Source organism: Streptomyces sp. NBC_01304 (assembly GCF_035975855.1).
Classification (GTDB): domain Bacteria; phylum Actinomycetota; class Actinomycetes; order Streptomycetales; family Streptomycetaceae; genus Streptomyces.
In genome coordinates this window covers 758,954-783,043 of record NZ_CP109055.1, presented here as the reverse complement: position 1 = coordinate 783,043, position 24,090 = coordinate 758,954, and the positions used below count along the sequence as shown (strand labels likewise).

Below are 24,090 nucleotides of genomic sequence, written 5' to 3'. Positions count from 1 at the left end.
AGAAGGTGTCGAGATGTTCCAGCAGCTCCCCGCGCAGACCTTTGAGGTGACCCCCGTCCAGGAGAGCCTGCTGCTGCGCGCCCTGTACGAGCCCGGCGCCCGCACCCTGGACGTCGGCCAGGTCGTGGCCGCCCTGCCCGCGGACCGCACGGCGGCCGACGTCCGACAGGCTGCTGCCGAACTGGTGGCCCGGCACCCGCAGTTGCTCGCACGCTACGGCTACGACACCACCGGGCGGCCGGTGCTCGCCGCGGTGCCCGACGCACCCCTGCCATGGACCGAGCACCCGGCGGCCGACCCCGCCGAGGTGGCCGCCGCACAGTGGGCACGCGGCTTCGACATCGGCTCCGGCGACGAGCCGCTGCTCCGCTTCGCCCTGACCGGCCAGGAAGCCGGCGGCCACGCGCTGGTCCTGACCGCACACCGGGCGGTCCTCGACACCCCCGGCCTGCACTCCCTGCTGGCCGGCCTGCTCGCCGGCGACGTGGACGCGACAGCGGCACAGCTGGATTCCACGGTCACCGGCAGCCAGGCCGGCACCGACTTCGACGTCCACGAGGGCATCTGGCGGGCCGAGTTGGCCGGCCCCCTCGAGCCGTGCCTCCTCGGCGGGCAGACCGGCGGCTCCGAAGCCCCGCACAGCGAGGTGCTGCCCGTCCGCCTCACGGCCGCGACCGCCGACGCCCTGGCGGCGCTCCCCGCCCGCCTGGGGGTGCGTGCCGAGGCCGTCCACCAGGGCATCTGGGCGGTGGTCTGCGCCCGGCTGACCGGACGTACGGACATCGTCTTCGGCATGGGCGGAGACGACCTGCCGCTGCGGGTCACCGTCGGCGCGGACGCCGAGGTGCGGGAGGTCATCGCAGCCGTCGACCGCTTCCACGAGCGCGTCGCGGGACACCTCGCGATCTCCGGGCCCGCCGTACGCGGCGCCGCGGGCGCCCGGTCGGACCTGTTCGACACGGCCGTACTGGTCGACGACTGCCCCTGGGACGGCGGCGTACGGCTGCGGCAGTCCACGCACCACGCGGTCACCGTGATCGTGCGCACCGCCGGGGGAGCCCCCACGCTGGAACTCGCCTACCGCACCGACCGGTTCACCGCCGACAGCGCGCGCACCACCGCGGACCTGCTGTCCCGCGCCGCGGACGCCGTCACCGCCGTCCTGGCCGACCCCGCAGCCTTGGCCGACGACATCGACTGGCTCGGTGACGCACGGCGCCGGCAGCTCCTTGTCGACTACAACGAGACCGCTGCCGCCCTGCCCGAGAGGCCCCTGCACACCCTGTTCGCCGCCCAGGCCGCCCGTACCCCCGACGCCATCGCCCTGCACTGCGCCGGGCGCACCCTCACCTACGCCGCCCTCGACGCGGACGCCGACTCGGTCGCGTACACCCTGAGCGGGCTCGGTGTGCGCCCGGGCGACTCGGTGGCGCTCTACCAGGACCGCTCGCTCGCCTTCGTCACCGCGATGCTGGCCGTGCTCAAGTGCGGTGCCTCGTATGTGCCGTTGGATCCCCGCCAGTCCGCGGAGCGACTGCGCTGGATCGTCGAGGACACCGGCGTCGGCATCGTCCTCACCGACCGCGACCCGGACGAGGTCGCCTTCGCCGGGGACGCGCGCGTGCTCGCCGTCCAGGAGGTGCTTGCGGCCGCCGCCGACGGCCCGCGCACCGCGCCCGACGCCGTGACCCACCCCGACCAGGTGGCGTACGTGATGTACACCTCCGGGTCCAGCGGCACCCCCAAGGGCGTCGCCAACACCCACCGCAACGTCGTCGAGCTCGCCCTGGACCCCTGCTGGGACGCCGACCGGCACAGCAAGGTCCTCGCCTACTCACCGCTCGCCTTCGACTCCTCCACCTACGAGCTGTGGGTACCGCTGCTGCACGGCGGCCAGGCCGTCATCCTGCCCAACCGGAAGATCGACTCGGGGGAACTGGCCCGCGCCATCGAGCAACACGGCATCACCGCCGTCTACTTCACCACCGCGCTCTTCGACGCCGTCGCCCAGGAAGCGCCCCGCGCACTCGCCGGAGTACGCGAGATCTGGACCGGTGGTGACGTGCTGTCCACCGTCGCCCTGCGCCGGGTCCTGGACGTCTGCCCGAACACCAGGGTCGTGCACGTCTACGGGCCGACCGAGACCACGGTCTTCTGCAGCCACGAATCGTTCGGCCCCCACCGGCGGGAGGTCGAGGGCCTGACGCTCGGCGTGCCGATGGCCAACACACGGATGTACGTCCTGGACTCCGCGCTGCGCCCCGCGCCGCCCGGCGTCGTCGCCGAGCTCTACGTGGCAGGCACCCATCTCGCCCGCGGCTATCTGAACCGGCCCGGGCAGACGTCCGAGCGCTTCGTCGCCGATCCGTACGGTCCGGCCGGCTCGCGGATGTACCGCACCGGCGACCTGGTGCGGTGGAACAGTGCCGGTGGCATCGAGTTCGTCGGTCGTGCCGACCAGCAGGTGAAGCTGCGCGGTTTCCGCATCGAACCCGGTGAGATCGAGGCGGTGCTCCTCGGCGTCGAGGGCGTTGCGCAGGCTGCCGTGATCGTGCGCGAGGACCGGCCCGGCGACAAACGGCTCGTCGGCTATGTGGTGGCGAGCGAAGGCACCTCCGTCGACACCGAGGAGCTGCGGGGTGCGGTGGGTGCGGTGCTGCCCGAGTACATGGTGCCGTCCGCGTTCGTGGCGTTGGACGCGCTGCCGCTGACCGCGAACGGGAAGCTGGACCGGGCCGCGCTGCCGGAGCCTCGGCTCGACGGAGCCGCAGGTGGGCGGAGTCCGCGTACGCCGGTGGAGGAGACTCTGTGCGCGCTGTTCGCCGACGTTCTCGGTGCGGTGAGCGTGGGCATCGACGACAACTTCTTCCACCTGGGCGGCCACTCCCTGCACGTCGGCCGTATCCGCAACGCCCTGAGCGTCGAGCTCACCGTCCGCGAGCTCTTCGAGAACCCGACCGTCGCCGAACTCGCCCCGCTGATCGCAGGCCGCACCCAGGACCAACGCCGCGAGCTGACTGCCGGCGACCGCTCGGAGCGGAGCCCGCTGTCGTTCGCGCAGCAACGACTCTGGTTCCTGGGCGAGTTGGAGGGCGCTTCGGCGACGTACAACATTCCCCTGGCGATCCGGCTGCACGGGGATCTGGACCAGGAGGCGCTGCGGCTCGCCCTGGGTGATGTGGTCGACCGGCACGAGATCCTGCGCACCGTCTACCCGGCGGGGGAGCAGGGCCCGCACCAGGAGATCCGGCCGGCCGGCAGCGTGCGCATCCCGCTGCCCGTCGTGCCCGTCACGCCCGTCGAACTAGACGCCAGGACATGGGAGTTGGCGGCCTGCGTCCTGGACCTGTCCACGCAGGTCCCGATCCGCACCCATCTGCTGCGGCTCGCCGAGGACCACCACGTCCTGCTGCTCGTGGTGCATCACATCGCTTCCGACGGCTGGTCGAACGTGCCCCTCATGCGCGACCTGGCCACCGCCTACACGGCCCGCGTCGAGGGCGGGGCGCCGGACTGGGAGCCGCTGCCGGTGCAGTACGCGGACTACGCGCTGTGGCAGCGTGAACTCCTCGGCGCCGACGACGACCCCACCGGTCTGGGAGCGGCCCAACTCACGTACTGGGCCGAGGCATTGGCGGATCTGCCGGAGGAGATCACGCTCGGCGGCGACCGCCAGCGCCCCGCCGTCGCCTCCTACCGCGGCGCGAAGGTCACCGCGGAACTGTCCGCGCAGGCGCACGAACAGCTCCAGGCCCTGGTCCGCGAATCGGGCGCCACCCTGTTCATGGCGGTGCAGGCGGCGACGGCGGCCGTGCTGACCCGCAGTGGCGCCGGCACCGATGTGCCCCTCGGCTCCCCGGTCGCCGGGCGCACCGATCCGGCCCTGGACGACCTCGTCGGGTTCTTCGTCAATACGTTGGTGCTGCGTACGGACACGAGTGGTGAGCCCTCTTTTGGCGAGCTGCTGGCCCGGGTCCGGGACACCGACCTGGCCGCGTGGGCGCACCAGGACCTGCCCTTCGACCGCCTCGTCGAGGAGCTCAACCCGGAGCGTTCCGCCGCCCGCCACCCCTTCTTCCAGGTCATGCTCACCCTCGCCGACGCGGTCACCCCCGCGCCCGAACTCCCCGGGCTGCAGGCCGAGGCCGCGGAGGCCCCCCTCGACATCGCGCGCTTCGACCTGACGGTCAACTTCCTGGAGCGCCGCACTTCCACGGACGGCCCGGGCGGCGTCGGTCTGCGCATCGAGTACGCCACCGACCTGTACGACGCCGGGACCGTGCAGGCCTTCGCGGACCGCCTGATCCGCTTCCTGGAGGCGGCCGCCGCCGACCCCGCGCGGCCCGTCGGCGCCCTCGACGTCCTGAACGCCACGGAGTGGCAGCGCGTCAACGAACCGATCGCCGGCGACCTGTCACCCCGTACCGACACCACCCTGCCTGCCGTCATCAGCGGCTACGCGGCCACCCTCCCCGACGCCCCGGCCGTGGAACTCGGCGAACGTGCCCTGAGCTACGCGGAGTTGGACGAGTACGCCAACCGTTACGCCCACCGCCTCGTCGAGGCGGGTGTCGGACCCGAGACCCGGGTGGCGCTCTTCCTCGACCGGTCCCTGGAGGTCCAGGTCTCGATCCTGGCGATCCTCAAGGCGGGCGGCGTGTACGCGCCCGTCGACACCCAGTACCCCAGCACCCGCATCCAGCAGATCCTCACCGCCGCCTCCGCGTCGATCGTCATCGCCGACCGCGACGTGACGGGGCTGGGCCTGCCCGAGGGCACCACCGTCCTGGGCGTCCCCGAGCTCACCGGATTCACCCCCGGCCAGCAGCCGACACCCGCCCCCGACGTGGTGATCCACCCGGATCAGATCGCCTGCGTCATGTTCACCTCGGGGTCCACCGGCATCCCCAAGGGCGTCGCCAACACCCACCGCAACATCGTGGACCTGGGCCTCGACCCGGCCTTCGCGACCGGCGCGCACTCGCGGATGCTGCAGCACTCGCCGCTCGCCTTCGACGCCCTCACCTACGAGATGTGGACGCCCCTGCTGATCGGCGGCACCGTGGTCGTCGCACCGCCCGGCAACCTCGACGCGATCTCCATGGGGGAGCTGCTGGCCGCGACCCGGGTGCGCTGCCTGTGGATCACCGCCGGGCTCTTCCGCGTCATGGCCGAGGAGAACCCGGCCGGCTTCGCCGGGGTGCAGGAGGTCTGGACGGGCGGCGACGTGGTCGCGCCCGAGGCCGTGCTGCGGGTCATGGAGCACTGCCCGGACACCACCGTGGTCAACGGCTACGGGCCCTGTGAGACCACCGTCCTGGCCACCTCCTACCCGACGCCCCGGACCGACGTCCCGCTCGGCCTGCTGCCGATCGGCACGCCCCTGGACAACACCGGGATGTACGTCCTGGACGCGGACCTGCGGCCGGTGCCCGCCGGTGTGGTGGGCGAGCTGTACATCGGCGGCCCCGGCCTCGCCCGCGGCTATCTGAACCGGCCCGGCCTGACCGCCGAGCGCTTCGTCGCCAGCCCGTTCGGTCCGCCCGGCTCGCGGATGTACCGCACCGGCGACCTGGTGCGGTGGCGCCGCGACGGGCTGATCGACTTCGCCGGCCGTGTCGACCACCAGGTGAAGCTGCGCGGTTTCCGTATCGAGCCCGGCGAGATCGAGGCGGTCCTGGTCAAGGATCCGGCGGTGACGCAGGCGGCCGTTCTGGTACGTGAGGACCGGCCCGGCGACAAACGGCTGGTCGGCTATGTGGTGGCCGCCGAGGGCGCCTCCGTGGACACCGAGGCGTTGCGGGGTGCGGTGGGTGCGGTGCTGCCCGAGTACATGGTGCCGTCCGCCCTGCTGGTCCTCGCCGACCTGCCGCTGACCGTCCACGGGAAGCTGGACCGGGCCGCGTTGCCGGCGCCTCGTCTTGACGGGGCCGCGGTCGGGCGGGGTCCGCGTACGCCGGTGGAGGAGATTCTCTGCTCGCTGTTCGCCGAGGTCCTCGGTGCGGTGAGCGTGGGCATCGACGACAACTTCTTCCATCTGGGCGGCCACTCCCTGCTCGCCACCAGTCTCGTCAGCCGCATTCGCAAGGTCCTCGACGCGGACCTGACCGTCCGCGACCTGTTCTCGTACCCCACGGTGGCGGCACTGGTGCCGGAGCTCGTGGGCGCCGACGCCACGTCCGCCCCGGACCTGGTGGCCGTGCGGCGCCCGGAGCGGATCCCGCTGTCGTTCGCCCAGCAACGGCTCTGGTTCCTGGGCGAGTTGGAGGGCGCGTCGGCGACGTACAACATTCCCCTGGCCATCCGGCTCCTCGGCACGGTGGACCCCGCCGCGCTGCGGCTCGCGCTGACGGATGTGATCGACCGGCACGAGAGTCTGCGTACCGTCTTCGAGGCCGGGGAGGGAGAGCCCTTCCAGCGGATCGTGCCTGCCGGTGAGGTGGATCTCGGCCTCACCGAGGTGATGGTGGGGGAGCGGGGCAGCGAGGCGGTCCTCGCCGAACTGGTCGCCGAGGTCATCGACCTGAGTACGGAGGTACCGCTGCGGGCCTTCCTCGTCGAGGAGTCGGCCGACTCCCACGTCCTGCTCCTTGTGATGCATCACATCGCGTCCGACGGCTGGTCGAACGGTCCGTTGATGCGCGACCTGGCCACCGCCTACTCGGCCCGCCTGGAGGGGCGTGGGCCGGGGTGGGACCCGCTGCCGGTGCAGTACGCGGACTACGCGCTGTGGCAGCGTGAACTTCTCGGCGCCGACGACGACCCGGCCAGTGTGGGGGCCACCCAACTCGCCTTCTGGACAGAGGCGTTGGCGGATCTCCCGGAGGAAGTCAGCCTCCGCGGCGACCGGCCCCGCCCCACCGCCGCGTCCTACCGGGGCGCGACGGTCACCGCCGCACTGTCCGCGGAGGCCCACGAGCAACTCCAGGCCCTGGTCCGCGCGGCCGGCGCCTCGCTGTTCATGGCGGTACAGGCGGCGACGGCGGCCGCGCTGACCCGCAGCGGCGCCGGCAATGACGTGGTGCTCGGGTCGCCGATCGCGGGCCGCACCGATCCGGCCCTGGACGACCTCGTCGGGTTCTTCGTCAATACGCTGGTGCTGCGCACGGACACCGGCGGCGACCCCTCCTTCACCGAGCTGCTGGGCCGGGTCCGTGACACCGACCTGGCGGCGTGGGCGCATCAGGACCTGCCCTTCGACCGGCTGGTGGAAAAGCTCAACCCGGAGCGTTCCGCCGCCCGCCACCCGCTCTTCCAGGTCATGCTCAGCCTCACCGACGCGGTCACCCCCGCGCCCGAACTCCCCGGGCTGCAGGCCGAGGTGACGTATCCGGAGGCCGGGATCTCCAAGTTCGACCTCACGGTCACCTTCCGGGAGCGCTCCACCGTCGAGGGCCGTCCCGACGGCATCGACCTCGCCATCGAGTACGCCACCGACCTGTACGACGCCCCGACCGTGCAGGCCCTCGCCGACCGCCTGCTGCGGCTCATCAATGAGGCGATCGCACGTCCGCACGCCCCGATCGGCGAACTCGACGTGCTCGGCGCCGAGGAGCGCGACCGGCTGTTCGCGGGGTGGACGGGCGCCGGGCGTGAGGTCCCGGAGGGCGCGCTGCACGAGCTGTTCGCCGCCCAGGCCGCCCGGACTCCCGACGCCGTCGCCCTGCACCACGGCGAGCGGTCCGTCACCTACGCCGAGTTGGATGCGTGGTCGAGTGGTCTGGCGCAGCGTCTCGCGGGGGCCGGTGTCGGTCCTGAGGCGGTCGTCGGTGTGCTGATGGAGCGGTCCGTCGAGCTTGTGGTGTCGTTGCTGGCGGTGCTGAAGGCGGGCGGCGTGTATGCGCCGTTGAACGTCACCGATCCGGCGGCCCGGCTGGCGTCGATCCTCGCGGACGCGGACGCGCAGGTCCTGCTCGTGGACCCGACGCATCAGGACCACGGATTGCTCGCCGACCCCGGTGGCATCGAAGTCCTCCTGGTCGAGGGCGCGTTGGAGCCGGGGGAGGCCCCGGTGGTCGCCACGGATCCGGGCCAATGGGCGTATGTAATGTTCACGTCCGGTTCCACGGGCGTCCCCAAGGGCGTCATGGCCACCCATCGAGGGGTGGCTGAGCTTGCCTTCGACGGCCACTGGGACGGCGGGGACCACCTCAGTACGCTGTTCCATTCGCCGCACACCTTCGATGCCGCGACGTATGAGTTGTGGGTGCCCTTGCTGCGCGGCGGCCGCGTGACGATCGCCGGGCCGGGCGGGGTCAGTGCCGACGTGGTGCGGGACGCCGTCCGGGACGGAGTGCGCGCCCTGTTCCTGACCACGGCGCTGTTCAATCTGATCGCGGAAGAGCGGCCCGAGGCCTTCGCGGGTCTTGGTGAAGTCCTCACCGGTGGCGAGGCGGCGTCGCCGCGCGCCATGCGGCGTGTGCTGGAGGCCTGCCCGCAGCTGCGGCTCGGCCACGTCTACGGCCCGACGGAGACCACCACCTACGCCACGCACCAGCCACTTGTAGGACCGGAGTCCGTGACTGCGGCGCCGCCGATCGGCCGGCCGCTGGACAACACCAGGACGTACGTCCTGGACGAGGGTCTGCGGCCCGTGCCGACCGGTGTGGTGGGCGAGCTCTACATAGGCGGTGCGGGTCTGGCCCGCGGCTATCTGAACCGGCCGGGACAGACGTCGGAACGCTTCGTCGCCGATCCGTACGGTCCGCCCGGCTCGCGGATGTACCGCACCGGCGACCTGGTCCGCTGGATCAGCGAGGGCGGCATCGAGTTCGTCGGCCGCGCCGACCAGCAGGTCAAACTACGCGGCTTCCGCATCGAACCCGGCGAGATCGAGGCGGTCCTCCGCGGTGCCGAGGACGTGGCGCAGGCCGCGGTCATCGTGCGCGAGGACCGGCCGGGTGACAAGCGCCTGGTCGCCTACGTCGTACCGGCCGAGGGGCGGAGCGTGGAGACCGAGGCCCTGCGCGGCCTGGTCGCGGCCGCGCTGCCCGAGTACATGGTGCCGTCCGCGTTCGTGACCGTGGACGCGCTGCCGCTCACCTCGAACGGGAAGCTGGACCGGGCCGCACTGCCCGCGCCGCGGGTGGACGGGGCCGCGGGCGGGCGAGGCCCGCGCAATCCCGTGGAGGAGGTCCTCTGCTCGCTGTTCGCCGAGGTGCTCGGCGCAGACGGCGTGGGCATCGACGACAACTTCTTCCACCTGGGCGGCCACTCCCTGCTCGCCACCCGCCTCGTCAGCCGCATCCGCAATGTCCTGAGCGCCGACCTCACCGTCCGCGACCTCTTCGAGACGCCGACCATCGCCGACCTCGGCGAGCGGGTCGGCCGGGCCAAGACCGCCTCCAGGCCCAAGCTGCGGTCGTTCCGCCAGACAGGAGTTACCTCATGATCCCGCTGTCGTTCGCGCAGCAGCGCTTGTGGTTCCTGGGTGAGCTGGAGGGCGCGTCGGCGACGTACAACATCCCCTTGGCGATCCGGCTGCACGGGGATCTGGACCAGGAGGCGCTGCGGCTCGCGCTGACCGACGTGGTCGAGCGGCACGAGATCCTGCGCACCGTCTACCCGGTCGGGGAGCAGGGCCCGCACCAGCACATCCTGACTGCCGCGGACTTCGCGCTGACCCTGTCGCCCACTCCGGTCGCGCAGCCGGAACTGGCCCCGAGACTCGCCGAGTTGGCCGCCTGCACCTTCGACCTGGCAAGCGACTTGCCGATCCGCACCCATCTGCTGCGGATCGCCGGGGACGACCACGTCCTGCTCCTCGTGATGCATCACATCGCATCCGACGGCTGGTCCAACGGACCGCTGATGCGTGATCTCGCCACCGCCTACTCCGCCCGCCTTGAGGACCGTGGGCCGGACTGGGAGCCGCTGCCGGTGCAGTACGCGGACTACGCGATGTGGCAGCGCGAACTCCTCGGCGCCGACGACGATCCCGCCAGCCTGGGAGCCGCCCAACTCGCCTACTGGGCGAAGATGTTGGCGGATCTCCCGGAAGAGGTCACCCTCCGCGGCGACCGGCCCCGCCCCGTCGCCGCCTCCTACCGGGGGGACCGGCTCGTCTCCAGCCTGCCTTCCGCCGTGCACCAGCAACTCCTCGCGCTGGTCCGCGAGTCGGGCGCCTCACTGTTCATGGCGGTGCAGGCGGCGACCGCCGCCGTCCTGACCCGCAGCGGCGCCGGCACCGATGTGCCCATCGGCTCCCCGGTGGCCGGGCGCACCGAGGAGGGGCTGGAGGACCTCGTCGGGTTCTTCGTCAATACGTTGGCGTTGCGCACCGACACCAGCGGCGATCCTTCCTTCACCGAGCTGCTGGGCCGGGTCCGTGACACCGACCTGGCCGCGTGGGCGCATCAGGACCTGCCCTTCGACCGCCTCGTCGAGGAGCTCAACCCGGAGCGTTCCGCCGCCCGCCACCCCCTCTTCCAGGTCATGCTCAGCCTGGGCGAGGCGTCCATGGGTGCGCCCGAACTCCCTGGCCTGCGGGCCGAGGTGGCGTTCGCCGACACCGGGATCTCGAAGTTCGACCTGACCTTCGGGTTCGCCGAGCGGTACACCGCCGACGGCCGCCCCGACGGCATCGACCTCGCCATCGAGTACGCCACCGACCTGTACGACGCCTCGACCGTGCAGGCCCTCGCCGACCGTCTGCTGCGGCTGATCGCGGCCGCAGCCGCCGACCCGGCAACCCGCATCGGCGAACTCGACGTGCTCGGCGCCGAGGAGCGCCGCCGGCTGTTCGCGGGGTGGACGGGCGCCGGGCGTGAGGTCCCGGAGGGGGCGCTGCACGAGCTGTTCGTCGCCCAGGCCGCCCGTACCCCCGACGCCATCGCCCTGCACCACGGCGAACGATCCGTCACCTACGCCGAGTTGGATGCGTGGTCGAACGGTCTGGCGCGGCGTCTCGCAGGGGCCGGGGTCGGTCCCGAGGCGGTCGTCGGTGTGCTGATGGAGCGGTCCGTCGAACTTGTGGTGTCGCTGCTGGCGGTGCTGAAGGCGGGCGGCGTGTATGCGCCGTTGAACGTCACCGATCCGGCGGCCCGGCTGGCGTCGATCCTCGCGGACGCGGACGCACGGGTCCTGCTCGTGGATGCAGTGCATCAGGATCACGGGTTGCTTGCCGAGCCGGGCGATCTGGAAGTGCTCCTGGTGGACGGCGAGTTGGAGCCGGGAGAGGCCCCGGTGGTGTCCACGGATCCGGATCAGTGGGCGTATGTGATGTTCACGTCCGGCTCGACCGGTGTCCCCAAGGGGGTCATGGCCACGCACCGAGGGGTGGCGGAGCTGGCCTTCGACGCCCGCTGGGACGGCGGGGACCACCTCAGTACGCTGTTCCATTCGCCGCACACCTTCGATGCCGCGACGTATGAGCTGTGGGTGCCGCTGTTGCGCGGTGGCCGTGTGACCATCGCAGGGCGCGGTGGTGTGAATGCCGATGTGGTGCAGCACGCCGTCGGCACGGGCGTGCGGGCACTGTTCCTGACGACCGCGTTGTTCAACTTGATCGCGGAGGAGCGGCCGGAGGCCTTCGCGGGTCTCGGTGAAGTCCTCACCGGTGGCGAGGCGGCGTCGCCGCGCGCCATGCGGCGTGTGCTGGAGGCCTGCCCGAAGCTGCGACTCGGTCACGTCTACGGGCCGACGGAGACCACGACCTACGCCACGCACTGGCCGCTGATCGAACCAGAGTCCGTTTCCGCGGCGCCGCCGATCGGCCGGCCGCTGGACAACACGCGGACGTACGTCCTGGACGAGGGTCTGCGGCCGGTGCCGACCGGTGTGGTGGGCGAGCTCTATATAGGCGGTGCGGGTCTGGCCCGCGGTTACCTGAACCGGCCCGGGCAGACGTCCGAGCGCTTCGTCGCCGATCCGTACGGTCCGGACGGCTCGCGGATGTACCGCACCGGCGACCTGGTGCGGTGGATCGGCGAGGGTGCGATCGAGTTCGTCGGCCGCGCCGACCAGCAGGTCAAACTACGCGGCTTCCGTATCGAGCCCGGCGAGATCGAGGCGGTCCTGGTCAAGGATCCGGCCGTGACGCAGGCGGCCGTTCTGGTACGTGAGGACCGGCCCGGCGACAAACGGCTGGTCGGCTATGTGGTGGTCCCCGAGGGCGCGCCCGTGGACACCGAGGCGTTGCGGCGTGCGGTGGGGGCGGTGCTGCCCGAGTACATGGTGCCGTCCGCGTTCGTGACGGTGGACGCGTTGCCGCTCACCTCGAACGGGAAGCTGGACCGGGCCGCACTGCCCGCGCCGCGCTATGACAGCGCGACGGGCGGACGCGGTCCGCGCAACCCCGTGGAGGAGGTCCTCTGCTCCCTGTTCGCCGAAGTCCTCGGCGCGTCCGACGTGGGCATCGACGACAACTTCTTCCACCTGGGCGGCCACTCCCTGCTCGCCACCCGCCTCGTCACTCGCATCCGGGACGCCCTGAACGCCGACCTCACCGTCCGCGACCTCTTCGAGAACGCGACCATCGCCGAACTCGCCCCGGCCCTCGCGGACCACATCGGCACCCGCCGCCCCGGCCTGGTGGCGGTGCGGCGCCCGGAGCGGATCCCGCTGTCGTTCGCCCAGCAACGGCTCTGGTTCCTGGGTGAGTTGGAGGGTGCGTCGGCGACGTACAACATCCCCTTGGCGATCCGCCTTACCGGGGACCTGGACCAGCAGGCGCTGCGGCTCGCCCTGGGTGACGTGGTCGAGCGGCACGAGAGCCTGCGCACCGTCTTCGAGGTCAGCGAAGGGCGCCCCTTCCAGCGGATCCTGCCCGCCGAGGCGGTGGATCTCGACCTGGCGGCGGTCACCGTGGCCGAGCAGGACACCCAGGCGGTGCTGGCCGAACTGGCTGCCCGCGTCTTCGACTTGAGTGCGGAGGTCCCGTTGCGGGCCTTCCTCGTCGAGGAGTCGGCTGACTCCCATGTGCTGCTGCTCGTGGTGCATCACATCGCGTCCGACGGCTGGTCGAACGGGCCGCTGATGCGCGACCTGGCCACCGCCTACACGGCCCGCGTCGAGGGCGGCGCGCCGGGCTGGGGGCCGCTGCCGGTGCAGTACGCGGACTACGCGCTGTGGCAGCGAGAACTCCTCGGCGCCGCCGACGACCCCACCGGCGTGGGAGCCGCACAACTCGCCCACTGGGCCGAGACGTTGGCGGATCTGCCGGACGAGGTCACCCTCCGCGGCGACCGGCCCCGCCCCACCGTGGCCTCCCACCGGGGCGGCCGCCTGGACACCCGGCTGGCCTCCACCGCGCACGAACGGCTCCTCGCGCTGGTCCGCGAGGCGGGTGCCTCGCTGTTCATGGCGGTGCAGGCCGCGACGGCGGCCGTGCTGACCCGCAGCGGCGCCGGCAATGACGTGGTCCTCGGGTCGCCGAGCGCGGGCCGCACCGATCCCGCACTCGACGACCTCGTGGGGTTCTTCGTCAACACGCTGGTGCTGCGTACGGACACCAGCGGTGATCCCTCTTTCGTCGAGCTGCTGGCTCGGGTCCGGGACACCGACCTGGCGGCGTGGGCGCACCAGGACCTGCCTTTCGACCGCCTCGTCGAGGAGCTCAACCCGGAGCGTTCCGCCGCCCGTCACCCGCTCTTCCAGGTCATGCTCACCCTGGGGGAGGAGATCACCGGGACGCCTCAACTGGCAGGTATCAAAACTGAGTTGGCGTTTGCCGATACGGCGATCTCCAAGTTCGACCTGACCTTGAGCTTCACCGAGCAGCACACCGCCGACGGCCGCCCCGACGGAATCGACCTCGCCATCGAGTACGCCACCGACCTGTACGACGCCTCGACCGTGCAGGCGCTCGCAGACCGCCTGCTCCGCTTGATCGAAGCCGCCGCAGCCGACCCGGCAACCCCCATCGGCGCCCTCGACATCCTCACCCCGGACGAGCGTGCCCGCCTCCTCGACTGGGGCGGCGCCATCCCCGACACACCGCTGCCCGGACTCGTCGAGCGGTTCGCGGCCCAGGCTGCCCGTACCCCGGACGCCGTCGCCCTGCACCACGACGAACAGTCCGTCACGTACGCGGAGTTGAGCATCTGGTCGAACCAGCTGGCGCACCACCTGACCTCCCGCGGCGTCACCCCCGGCTCCCTCGTGGCGATCCACCTGGAACGCACCCCGCACCTGATCGCCGCCCTGCTCGCGGTCCTGTCAGCCGGCGCCGGATACACCCTGCTCGACCCCCAGTTCCCGGTGGACCGGCTCAACGGCGTCCTCGCCCAGGTCGAGCCCTCGGTGCTCGTCACCCAGACCCATATGCAGACCCTCGACACCCGGGCGGTCGTCGTCGACCTGAGCCGGGAGACCCCCGAGATCAGCGCGCGGCCCGCCCACCGGCCCGACGTCCCGGGCCGGCCCGACGCGATCGCCTGCGTGATGTTCACCTCCGGGTCGACCGGCGCCCCCAAGGGCGTCGCCGCCCCCCAACGCGCCCTCGCCGCGACATTCCTGGGTCCCGACTATCTGCGCTTCGGCCCCGGACAGACGTACCTGCAGTGCTCACCCATGTCCTGGGACGCCTTCGCCCTCGAGGTCTTCGGAGCGCTGCTGCACGGCGGCACCTGCGTCCTGCAGCCCGGCGAGACGACCGAACCCCGGTACATCGCCGAACTGGTCGCCCACCACGGCATCACCACGCTCCAGATGTCGGCCAGCCTCTTCAACCACATGGTCGACGAACACCCCGCGGTCTTCGGCCACTTGCAGGAGGCCATGACCGCGGGCGAGGCGGCCTCGCCCGCGCACACCGCCCGGGTCATCGCCGCCCACCCCCACCTGCGGGTCGTCAACGGCTACGGCCCCGCCGAAAGCATGGGCTTCAGCACCTCGTACGCCGTCCCGGGCACCGACGCCACGGCCGCCGTGCCGATCGGCCGGCCCATCGCCGGCAAGCAGGGATACGTACTGGACGCGAACCTCGCACTCGTTGCCCCCGGGGTGCCCGGCGAGTTGTACCTGGGCGGCGGGGGCCTCGCCCTCGGCTACGTCGGGCGCACCGACCTGACCGCCGAACGCTTCGTCGCCAGTCCCTACGGCGCGCCCGGCAGCCGCCTGTACCGCACCGGTGACCTCGTGCGCTGGAACCCGCAGGGCGAGCTCGAATATCTCGGCCGTGCCGACCAGCAGGTCAAGCTGCGCGGCTTCCGCATCGAACCCGGGGAAATCGAGGCGGTGCTCCTGGGCGCGCAGGACGTCGCGCAAGCCGCCGTCGTCCTGCGGGAGGACCAGCCCGGCGACCAACGCCTGGTCGCCTACGCGGTACCGGCCGAGGGGCGGACCGTCGAGACCGAGGCGCTGCGCCGCCTGGTCGCCGCCACCCTGCCCGAATACATGGTGCCGTCCGCGTTCGTGGCCCTCAAGGCGCTGCCGCTGACCACCAACGGCAAGCTCGACCGCGGTGCGCTGCCCGAGCCCCGCTACGACAGCGCGGCGGGCGGGCGGGCGCCGCGCACCCCGACCGAGGCGATGCTCTGCACGCTGTTCGCCGAGATCCTGGGCGTGCCCCGGGTCAGCATCGACGACAACTTCTTCCACCTGGGCGGCCACTCCTTCCTGGCCAGCCGCCTCGTCAGCCGGATCCAGGAGGTCTGGGAGGTCCCTATCACCGTCCGGGACCTGTTCCGACAGCCCGTGGTGCACGCCCTGGCCGACGGCATCTCCACGGGCATGGGCGAGGACGAGCTGGACACCGTGCTGCCGCTGCGCGCGGCACGCGGCGAGGGGGTCGGCCCGGCCCCGCTGTTCTGCATTCACCCCATCTCGGGGATGAGCTGGTGCTACTCGGGCCTGCTCCGCCACCTCGACGAGAACCGCCCGATCATCGGCCTGCAGGCCAGGCAGTTGACCGCCTTGCACGACGCGCCGGGCTCCATGGAGGCGATGGCGGACCAGTACGTCGCCGAGATACGCATGATCCAGCCGGAGGGGCCCTACCACCTGCTCGGCTGGTCCTTCGGCGGGCTGGTCGCCCACGCGGTCGCGGTACGGCTCGAGGCGGCCGGTGAGCGTGTCGGCTCGCTGAGTCTCCTCGACTCGTATCCGTTGCCGGAAGGCTTCGAGCCGTCCCCGGTCACCGGCCGGGACGTGCTCATCGCGCTCCTCGGCACGGCCGGGGCGGAACTCGACCTCGCGGGTGCCGACGGCCCTCCCGACACGGCGGAACTCCTCGAAGTGCTGCGTGTCCGTGAGCCCGTGCTCGGCATGCTCGAGCGGCCGAAGGCGGCGGCCGTCGTCGAGGCGACGGCCCGCAACCTCGCCATGCGCCAACGGCACGAGCCCGCGGGGAGGTTCACCGGGCCGATGCTCTTCTTCGAGGCGGGCCGCACCCCGTGGCCGGTCACCCCGCAGGCCGCCTGGGCGCCCTACACGAGCGAGGCGGTCGAGGTCCACGAGATCGACTGCGAGCACTGGGAGATGACCCAGGCCGAACCCCTGGGGATCGTAGGCAAGGCGCTGGCCGAACAGCTGCGGGACTGAGCGGGCCGCGGGCCGGCCACGTCGGGCAGGGACCGATCACGGACCGATCAGGGACTGGACTGACCAGGGACCGAAGAGAGACGGAAGAGAGCCGGGGAAATGGTGACTCGGATCAGCTGGCGGATGGGCGTTGCGTCATCCCCCATACATCACGGCGAGATCCTGCAGGGCGTCTTCCCGCACGGGAGCGGGCTCAGCCGAGGTCTGGTCACCCTGCCGTGCGCCATGTACTCCGTCGAGGCGCGGTTCACCCCGGCGGACCCGACGAACCTGACGCACCCGACGGACCTGGCAGGCCCGGCAGACGCGGCCGACGGCGCCGGTCTCGTCGTCTCCCCGAGCTGGAAGAGCAAGGCACGCCAGGCCGCCGAACTGACCCTGAGCAGCGTCGGGTTGCCGGTCCAGGGCCATCTGGAACTGTCCGGGGAGGTGCCCCTGTGCCGCGGCTTCGGGTCCTCCACCAGCGACGTGCTGGCCGCGATCGGCGCGGTCAAGGACGCCTTCTCGCTGCCGCTGACCGCGGAGCACGTCGCCCGCCTCGCCGTGCAGGCCGAAACGGCATCGGACTCCCTGATGTTCGGCGGATCGGCCGTGCTCTTCGCCCACCGGGAAGGCGTGATCATTGAGGACTTCGAGTACCCGCTGCCGGCGGTGCGGGTCCTCGGCTTCGGCTGCAGACCCGAGGGCGGCGGCCGGGGCACCGACACCCTGGCGCTGCCGCCCGCCCGGTACACCCCGGCCGAGATCCAGAGGTTCACCCGGCTGCGGACGCTGCTGCGCGAAGCGGTCCTGGCCAAGGACACCGGGCTGCTCGGCAAGGTCGCCACCGCCAGTACCCGCATCAACCAACGCCATCTGCCGATCCCCGCACTCGAGCGCATCCTCGCCGTCGTCGAGGAGGTCGGCGCGCTCGGGTTGCAGACCGCGCACAGCGGCGACATCGCGGGGATCATCTTCGACCGCGACGACCCGGCCGTCGACACCTGCATCGAGCGCGCCCAGCAGCACCTGGCAGACATCGGAATCTTCGAGCAATGGAAGTTCACAACTGATGACCGAGACACTGTCGACAGCCCCTCCCGTGTCCCTCCTCGGCACACCCGAACCGCAGGCCGGTGAGGTCTACCGGTCGGTGCTCGAGGCCACCCAACTGCCCCGGATCATCCGGGTCACCGACAACCTCTACGCCGCCGCCTTCAGCCTGATGAAGCTCCTGCCCGCCCGCTTCATCATCGACCGGGCGGAGGCCGAGGGCGTCCTCACCCCCGGCACCCCGGTGATCGAGACGTCCTCCGGCACCTTCGGCCTGGGCCTCGCCATGGTCTGCGGGCTGCGCGGCTACCCGCTGACCATCGTCGGCGACTCGGCCATCGACGACGACCTGCGCAACCGCCTCGAACTCCTCGGCGCCCGCGTCGAGATCGTCGAGGACCACGGAGCGCCCGGCGGCATCCAGGGGGCTCGCCTGGCGAGGGTCGCCGAGCTGCAACGGGAGCGCCCGGACAGTTTCGTCCCGGGCCAGTACGACAACCCCGCCAACCCGGCTGCGTACGCGATGGTCGGCGACCTGATCGCCCGCACCCTCGGCAGGGTCGACTGCCTGGTGGGACCGGTCGGATCGGGCGGCTCCACCGGCGGCCTCGCCGCCTCGCTGCGCCTGCGCAACCCCAGCCTGCACCTGGTCGGCGTCGACACCCACGGCTCGATCATCTTCGGGCCCGCCGAGGGCCACCGGGTGCTGCGCGGTCTGGGCAGCAGCATCATCCCCGGCAACGTGGAGCACACCGCCTACGACGAGGTGCACTGGGTCGCCGCCGCCGAGGCCTTCCACGCCACCCACGAGCTGTACCGGGGACACGGCCTGTTCATGGGCCCCACCAGCGGCGCGTCCTTCCAGGTCGCCTCCTGGTGGGCGCGGTGCAACCCGTACAGCACGGCCCTGATGGTCCTGCCCGACGAGGGCTACCGCTACCAGTCGACCGTCTACAGCAGCAGCTGGCTCGCGCAGCACGGGATCGTGCCCGCACCCCAGCCCGGGGGACCCCGCCTGGTCGACCACCCGGACGAGGCGGGTGACACCTGGTCCCGGCTGATCTGGGCCAGGCGCGGCTACGAAAGCGTCACCGAAGAGGAGCTTCCCGCATGACCGCCACCGCCCTGCTCCTGCTCATCGAGAGCAACACCACCGGCACGGGACGCCAGTTCGCCCGGCGCGCACGGGACCTGGGCATCGAACCGGTCCTGGTCAGCGCCGACCCCGCCCGTTATCCGTACGTTGCCGAGGACGGCCTGCGCACCGCGCTCACCAGCACCTCCAACGAGGCGGCGGTGCTGGCCACGGCCCGCAAACTGGCCGAGCGGGCCCCGATCGCCGGGGTCACCTCCAGCTCCGAGTACTACGTGGCGACAGCCGCGGCCACGGCCCACCGGCTGGGCCTGCCGGGACCCGAGGCCGACGCGGTGAGCGCCTGCCGGGACAAGTACCGCCAGCGCAGGGTCCTGGGCGCCTTGGGGGTGCCCGTGCCGCGCTTCGTCTTCGCCGAGGACGTCGACGGCGCGGTGCGCGCTGCCGCGGAGCTCGGCCATCCCGTGGTGCTCAAGCCCGTCCAGGGCTCCGGCAGTCTCGGTGTGCGGCTGTGTACGAACCCCGCCGAAACCGCCGCCCACGCCGCCGAATTGACCGCGGCCGTCGTCAACGAGCGGGGCGTCACGGTTCCGCGCGGACTCCTCGTCGAACAGTACGCACGCGGCACCGAGTACTCCGTCGAGGTCCTCGGCGAGGACGTGGTCGCCGTGGTCCGCAAACATCTCGGTCCGCTCCCGGACTTCGTGGAACTCGGTCATGACCTGCCCGCAGTCCTGCACCCGGCCGCGGAGGCCCGTATCAAGGACGTGGCGGTACGGGCCGTGCGCGCGCTGCGTCTCGGCTGGGGCGCCGCCCATGTGGAGCTGCGCAAGGACGGCGACGAGATCCGGGTCATCGAGGTGAACCCCCGCCTGGCCGGCGGGATGATCCCCGAACTGGTCCACCGGGCGCTGGGCGTCGACCTCGTCGGCGCGCAGGTCCTGGCCGCCCTCGGCCGCCCTGCCGCCCCCGCTTCCGGTCCCGCGCGCAGCGCGGCCATCCGGTTCCTCACCGCCGAGCGCCCCGGTGTCCTCGCCGACGCCGACGCGAGCGAGGCGGCCCTGTCGGCGGCGCGCACGGCGCCGGGCGTCGTGGACGCGACGCTCTATCGCGCACCGGGCGAACAGGTCGCCCCGGCCCAGGACTTCAGGGGCCGCCTCGGCCATGTGATCGCGGTGACCGACGACACCGCCGCGGGCCCGGCCGCCGACCGGGGCAGGCAGGAACTCGCCGCCGCCCTCGACGTACGTACGACGCAGAAGGCGGCAGCACTGTGAGCGCGCACCCCGGCGCGGCGGACACCCCGGGCCTCGACACCGGGCGGCTGCGCACCGGGCTCGCCGCCGAGGCGCACCGCATCGTCTACGACCAGTACCTGCCCGCCGAGTCGGGTCCCGGCCACGACGGCCTCGGCGAGGAGCTTCGGCTGATCAGCGAGGTCGACCGCGCGCACCTGGTGATGCTCGGCGAACGCGGCATCGTCGCCGCGCCCCGGGCCGCGGCGCTGCTGACGGCCATCGACGCACTGCGCCGCACGGACTTCGGCGCGGTGCGCGGCAGGCCCATGCCCCGCGGCGTCTACCTGGCCTACGAGTCCCATCTGGTGGAGCAGCTCGGCGAGGAGACCGGCGGGGTCCTGCACACCGGCCGCTCACGCAACGACCTCAACGCCACCACGGCACGGCTGCGCGGCCGCGGCCACTACCGGGCGCTCCTGGAGGCGGTCGAGGAACTTGCCGAGGTAATCCTCGAACGGGCCGAGGAGTACCGGGCGGTGACCATGCCCGCCTACACGCACGGGCAGCCCGCCGTGCCCATCACTTATGGCCACTACCTGGCCGGTCTCGGCCACGCGGTGGTGCGCGCGCTGTCCGGACTCCTGGCCGCCGGTGAGGAGTTGGACGTCAATCCGCTCGGCGCGGGCGCGGTCGGCGGCACCTCGGTGGCCATCGACACCCACCGTACGAGCGCACTGCTCGGCTTCACCGGGCCCGCCGCCAACTCGGTGGACGCGGTCGCCTCACGGGACTTCGGACTGCGCCTGCTGTCCGCGGCCGCGGTCCTCGGCGTCGCCCTGGCGCGCGCGGCCCGCGACTTCTCGTCATGGACCTCGGAGGAGGTGGCGCTGCTCCGGCTCGGCGACGACCTGGTCGGGTCGAGCTCGATGATGCCGCAGAAGCGCAACCCCTTCCTCCTCGAACACATCCAGGGGCGGGCCACCGTCGGCCTGGGGGCGTTCACCGCGGCGGCGTCCGCGATGGCCACCGCCCCCTACTCCAACGCCATCGCGGTCAGCAATGAGGCGCTGCGCCACGTCTGGCCCGGACTGCGCGGCACCGCCGACGCGGTGACACTGCTGCGGCTCGTGGTGGCCGGCGCGGTGCCCGACGCCGAGCGGATGACGGCACGCGCGGTGGACGGCTTCACCTCGGCGACGTATCTGGCGGAACAACTCGTCGCGTCCGGTGTGCCGTTCAGGTCGGCCCACCACCTGGTCGGCCGCACCGTGCTCGGCGCCCTGGACTCCGACGCGTCGTTGGCCAAGGCGGCGGCGGACGTCCCGGAAATCGCCCAGGTCGCCCCGGCGGGCGCGGGCGAGGAGTGGCTGCATCCGAGCGCGGTCGCCCAGGCCTGCGCCTACGGGGGAGGACCCGGCACGGACTCCCGCACCGAGCTGCGCGCCGAACTGACCGCACTGCGCGCCGAATCCGCCGCCCGTCGCGAGCGCTGGACGGCCGCGGCCGGCGCGCTGGATGCGGCGGTGTCCGGCCTGACTGGTTCTGGACCGGCGGATGCGCAGGCCGCGCACGACTGATTCTTGAGCGTTCGTCGAGTTCGCGGTGAAAGCATCGTTTGCCACATGAATGCGGGCTCCGACGTCTCTTGGCCCGTCAGTGCACATCCGTCGGGCCACGGCAGTCAGCCCTCACAAAGAAGGCAACCATCAGCAACGTAAGGAGAGTTACGTGAAGAACTCATCCCGTACGGCCGCCGCAGGCGCCGCGGCCCTGCTCGCCGCCGGGCTCGTGGTCGCCGGCGCAGGTCAGGCCGGCGCGGCTCAGGGCAATGCCGAGCGCATCACTTCGGCACAGCAGCTGCAGGACAGCATCCAGCGGGCCGTGGCCCACGAGCAGCAGTCCGGCGTCACCGATCTGGGCATCAACCCGGTGGGTGTGCTGAGCGCCGCCGCCGCTGACGGCGCCCTCTGCTGAGCGGGAGGTGACCACCGTGGAACAGCGGGGCTGCGCGCCGACGTGGTGCCCGAGCGGTGACGCCCACGCGCCCGAGTCCGTGGTCCTCGGCGTGCGGTCCGGTCAAGACGGTCGTGTCGTCTACCTGGCCGACCCCGTGCCCGCCTCCGAGGTGCTCGGCATGGTGCCCGAGGGCGTCGAGCCGCGCCGCATCCTGCGGTTCGCCTCCCACTGCGTCTCCGATTGCGCGAACCGCAGGGGAAACGACTGCACGCTGGTCGAACGGGTGCTGGCCACACCGCCCGTGGAGGGGACCGCGGTTCCACGGTGTCACCTTCGGTCGCAGTGCCAGTGGTGGAGCCAGACGGGTGTGCAGGCCTGCCACCGCTGCCCGGCGGTCGCCACGCGCCACCACACCGACGACGAACTGGCCGAACTCGTGGCCGACCCCGCCACCACCCGTGAGCAGCTGGACGAGTGGATCGCGGCGGAGTGACGACACTGCCCCGCGACCGACGCCGACGGCCGTCGACGGGCGTGGGGCGACGGCTCAACAGGTGGCCGTGATCAATAGGTGACCGTGATCCGACGTGCCGGGCCGTCCACCCGGATCCGCCCTCCGACAGGGATGACGAGCTGCGGATCGGTGTGACCCAAATCGACGTCGAACACCACCATCGTGTCCGGGGCGTACTGCTCAAGGGCACGCAGGACGGCCTCCTTCTGCTGTCGCCGGAACAGCGCCCTTTCCTGACTGCCCAGCTGCTTCTCGAACGACCAGCTCTTGGCCCTGCCCATCAGCAGCGCGGGGAACTGCTGGAGCAGACCGCGCTCGCCCATGCTCCGAAGGATCCAGTAGACCTCGTCGGCCCGCGGCATCTCCTCGGATGTCTCTAGGAACAGCACGTTTCCGGCATAGCTGTCGACCGGGAGTACGGCACGGTCGGCCATCAGCAGCCAGGAGATGATCTCGATGTTGCCGCCCCAGCTGATCCCTTCGACCACCTGGTGGCCGTTGTGCCAGGACCATCCGTCCGCGGGTTCCATCTCCGGTTCTGATGCGAAGGTGTTCGGGTCTTCCCAGGGGCGGTTGATGTCGCCGTAGGTAAGCGCCTCGGTGAGCTCGTACTCGCCGGAGCTGAACAAGGCCGCCCTGAGGGAGTCCGCGGTCAGCGGGTGCAGTGTGCCGGGGCGCCCGAGCTCGACCATCACGGTCGCGCCGTGGTAGCCGACGATGCCCAGGTTCCGCAGGAACAGCAGCAGGTTGGTGTTGTCGCTGTAGCCGAAGAACGGCTTGGGGTTGGCGCGCAGGAGGGCGGCGTCGAGGTGCGGCAGGACGGTGATCTGGTCGTCGCCGCCGATGCTGGCGAACACTGCCTTGATGTCGGGGTCCGCGAACGCCGCGTGGATGTCCGCGGCCCGCGCCTCGGGTGTCGAGCCCGTCTTCCGGGTGGTCGGATACTCCACGGTCCTGAGCCCGAAGTCGCCCTGGAGCCTGCGCAGACCCAATTCGTATGGCAGGGGGAAGACACCGGGCAGACCGGCTGAGGGTGACAGCACCGCAACCAGGTCTCCGGGTCGGGGCTTCGCGGGGTAGAGAGGGTCCGTCATCCGGTGATCATAGGAGGCGACCGGCCGTCGGACGCAGCGGCTATCGCGAGCTCGTCCAGAGCGCCTTCCAGGCTCGTACGCAGCTGAATACCAGGTGACAGCCGACGGCCGGGCGCCCTAGTGTCCGCAAGCATGGCGCCTTCACTTGAACGTCCCCCCATGCAGGCCGACGAGCGGACCGCACTCACCGGATGGCTGGATCTGCAGCGGCAGATCCTGCGATGGAAGTGCGACGGCCTCAGTGAGGAGGACGCACACCGCTCGGTCGTCCCGACCTCGCCGGCGATGACGATGGCCGGGCTCATCCGCCATATGCGGTGGGTCGAACACACCTGGCTGGAGGTGCTGTTCCTCGGCGGCGACAAGACACAGAACCCGTCCTTCGACGAGACGGACGAGGGCGCCGACTGGCGCACCGACGGCGCCCCGCTGAAGCAACTGCTCGCGGAGTACGAGGCCCAGTGCGCCCGCAGCGACGAGATCGTGGCGGCAGCCTCCCTGGACGACGTCGGCCGCCACCCCGACTACCGCTCCGGCAGCGCCAACCTCCGCTGGATCCTCCTCCACCTCGTCGAGGAGACCGGACGGCACGCGGGGCACGCGGACATCGTGCGGGAGCTGCTGGACGGGGCGAAGGGGTACTACTAGATCTTGCGGCTGTCGCGGTGGTGGACCCCTGGC

At 71.8% G+C, this 24,090-nt stretch carries 10 protein-coding genes; 9 read left to right on the top strand and 1 reads right to left on the bottom strand.

The window, feature by feature from the left end; translation table 11 throughout:
• The first annotated feature begins 13 nt into the window (after positions 1–13).
• The 8 genes from OG430_RS03380 to OG430_RS03345 all read left to right on the top strand — a co-directional run bounded on the left by OG430_RS03380 (position 14) and on the right by OG430_RS03345 (position 22,294).
• On the top strand, positions 14–9,391 hold the full coding sequence (locus tag OG430_RS03380; protein WP_327350867.1) for a non-ribosomal peptide synthetase: 9,378 nt from the start codon (positions 14–16) through the stop codon (positions 9,389–9,391).
• On the top strand, positions 9,388–16,482 hold the full coding sequence (locus OG430_RS03375; protein ID WP_327350866.1) for a non-ribosomal peptide synthetase: 7,095 nt from the start codon (positions 9,388–9,390) through the stop codon (positions 16,480–16,482). The genes OG430_RS03380 and OG430_RS03375 overlap by 4 nt, the downstream gene beginning before the upstream one ends.
• Before the next feature lie 99 nt (positions 16,483–16,581).
• Positions 16,582–17,601, top strand: a complete 1,020-nt coding sequence (locus OG430_RS03370; RefSeq protein WP_327350865.1) for a GHMP family kinase ATP-binding protein — start codon at positions 16,582–16,584, stop codon at positions 17,599–17,601.
• Positions 17,534–18,628: a PLP-dependent cysteine synthase family protein gene (locus tag OG430_RS03365; RefSeq protein ID WP_327350864.1), complete on the top strand. Its 1,095-nt coding sequence runs from the start codon at positions 17,534–17,536 to the stop codon at positions 18,626–18,628. Before OG430_RS03370 ends, OG430_RS03365 begins: the two co-directional genes overlap by 68 nt.
• Positions 18,625–19,884, top strand: coding sequence for an ATP-grasp domain-containing protein (locus OG430_RS03360; protein ID WP_327350863.1), 1,260 nt, complete (start codon positions 18,625–18,627; stop codon positions 19,882–19,884). The genes OG430_RS03365 and OG430_RS03360 overlap by 4 nt, the downstream gene beginning before the upstream one ends.
• The gene (locus OG430_RS03355) at positions 19,881–21,422 is read left to right on the top strand and encodes a lyase family protein (protein ID WP_327350862.1); all 1,542 of its coding nucleotides are present in this window, start codon (positions 19,881–19,883) and stop codon (positions 21,420–21,422) included. The genes OG430_RS03360 and OG430_RS03355 overlap by 4 nt, the downstream gene beginning before the upstream one ends.
• A 151-nt stretch (positions 21,423–21,573) precedes the next feature.
• Entirely contained in the window at positions 21,574–21,819 is a 246-nt protein-coding gene (locus OG430_RS03350; protein WP_327350861.1) for a hypothetical protein, read from the top strand.
• Between the two features lie 7 nt (positions 21,820–21,826).
• Positions 21,827–22,294, top strand: coding sequence for a hypothetical protein (locus OG430_RS03345; protein ID WP_327350860.1), 468 nt, complete (start codon positions 21,827–21,829; stop codon positions 22,292–22,294).
• Between the two features lie 71 nt (positions 22,295–22,365).
• Here OG430_RS03345 and OG430_RS03340 read toward each other — a convergent pair whose 3' ends face one another.
• On the bottom strand, positions 22,366–23,409 hold the full coding sequence (locus OG430_RS03340; protein ID WP_327350859.1) for a S66 family peptidase: 1,044 nt from the start codon (positions 23,407–23,409) through the stop codon (positions 22,366–22,368).
• 132 nt (positions 23,410–23,541) lie between these two features.
• Here OG430_RS03340 and OG430_RS03335 point away from each other — a divergent pair, with 132 nt between their 5' ends.
• Positions 23,542–24,057, top strand: a complete 516-nt coding sequence (locus OG430_RS03335) for a DinB family protein (RefSeq protein WP_327350858.1) — start codon at positions 23,542–23,544, stop codon at positions 24,055–24,057.
• Positions 24,058–24,090 lie beyond the last annotated feature (33 nt).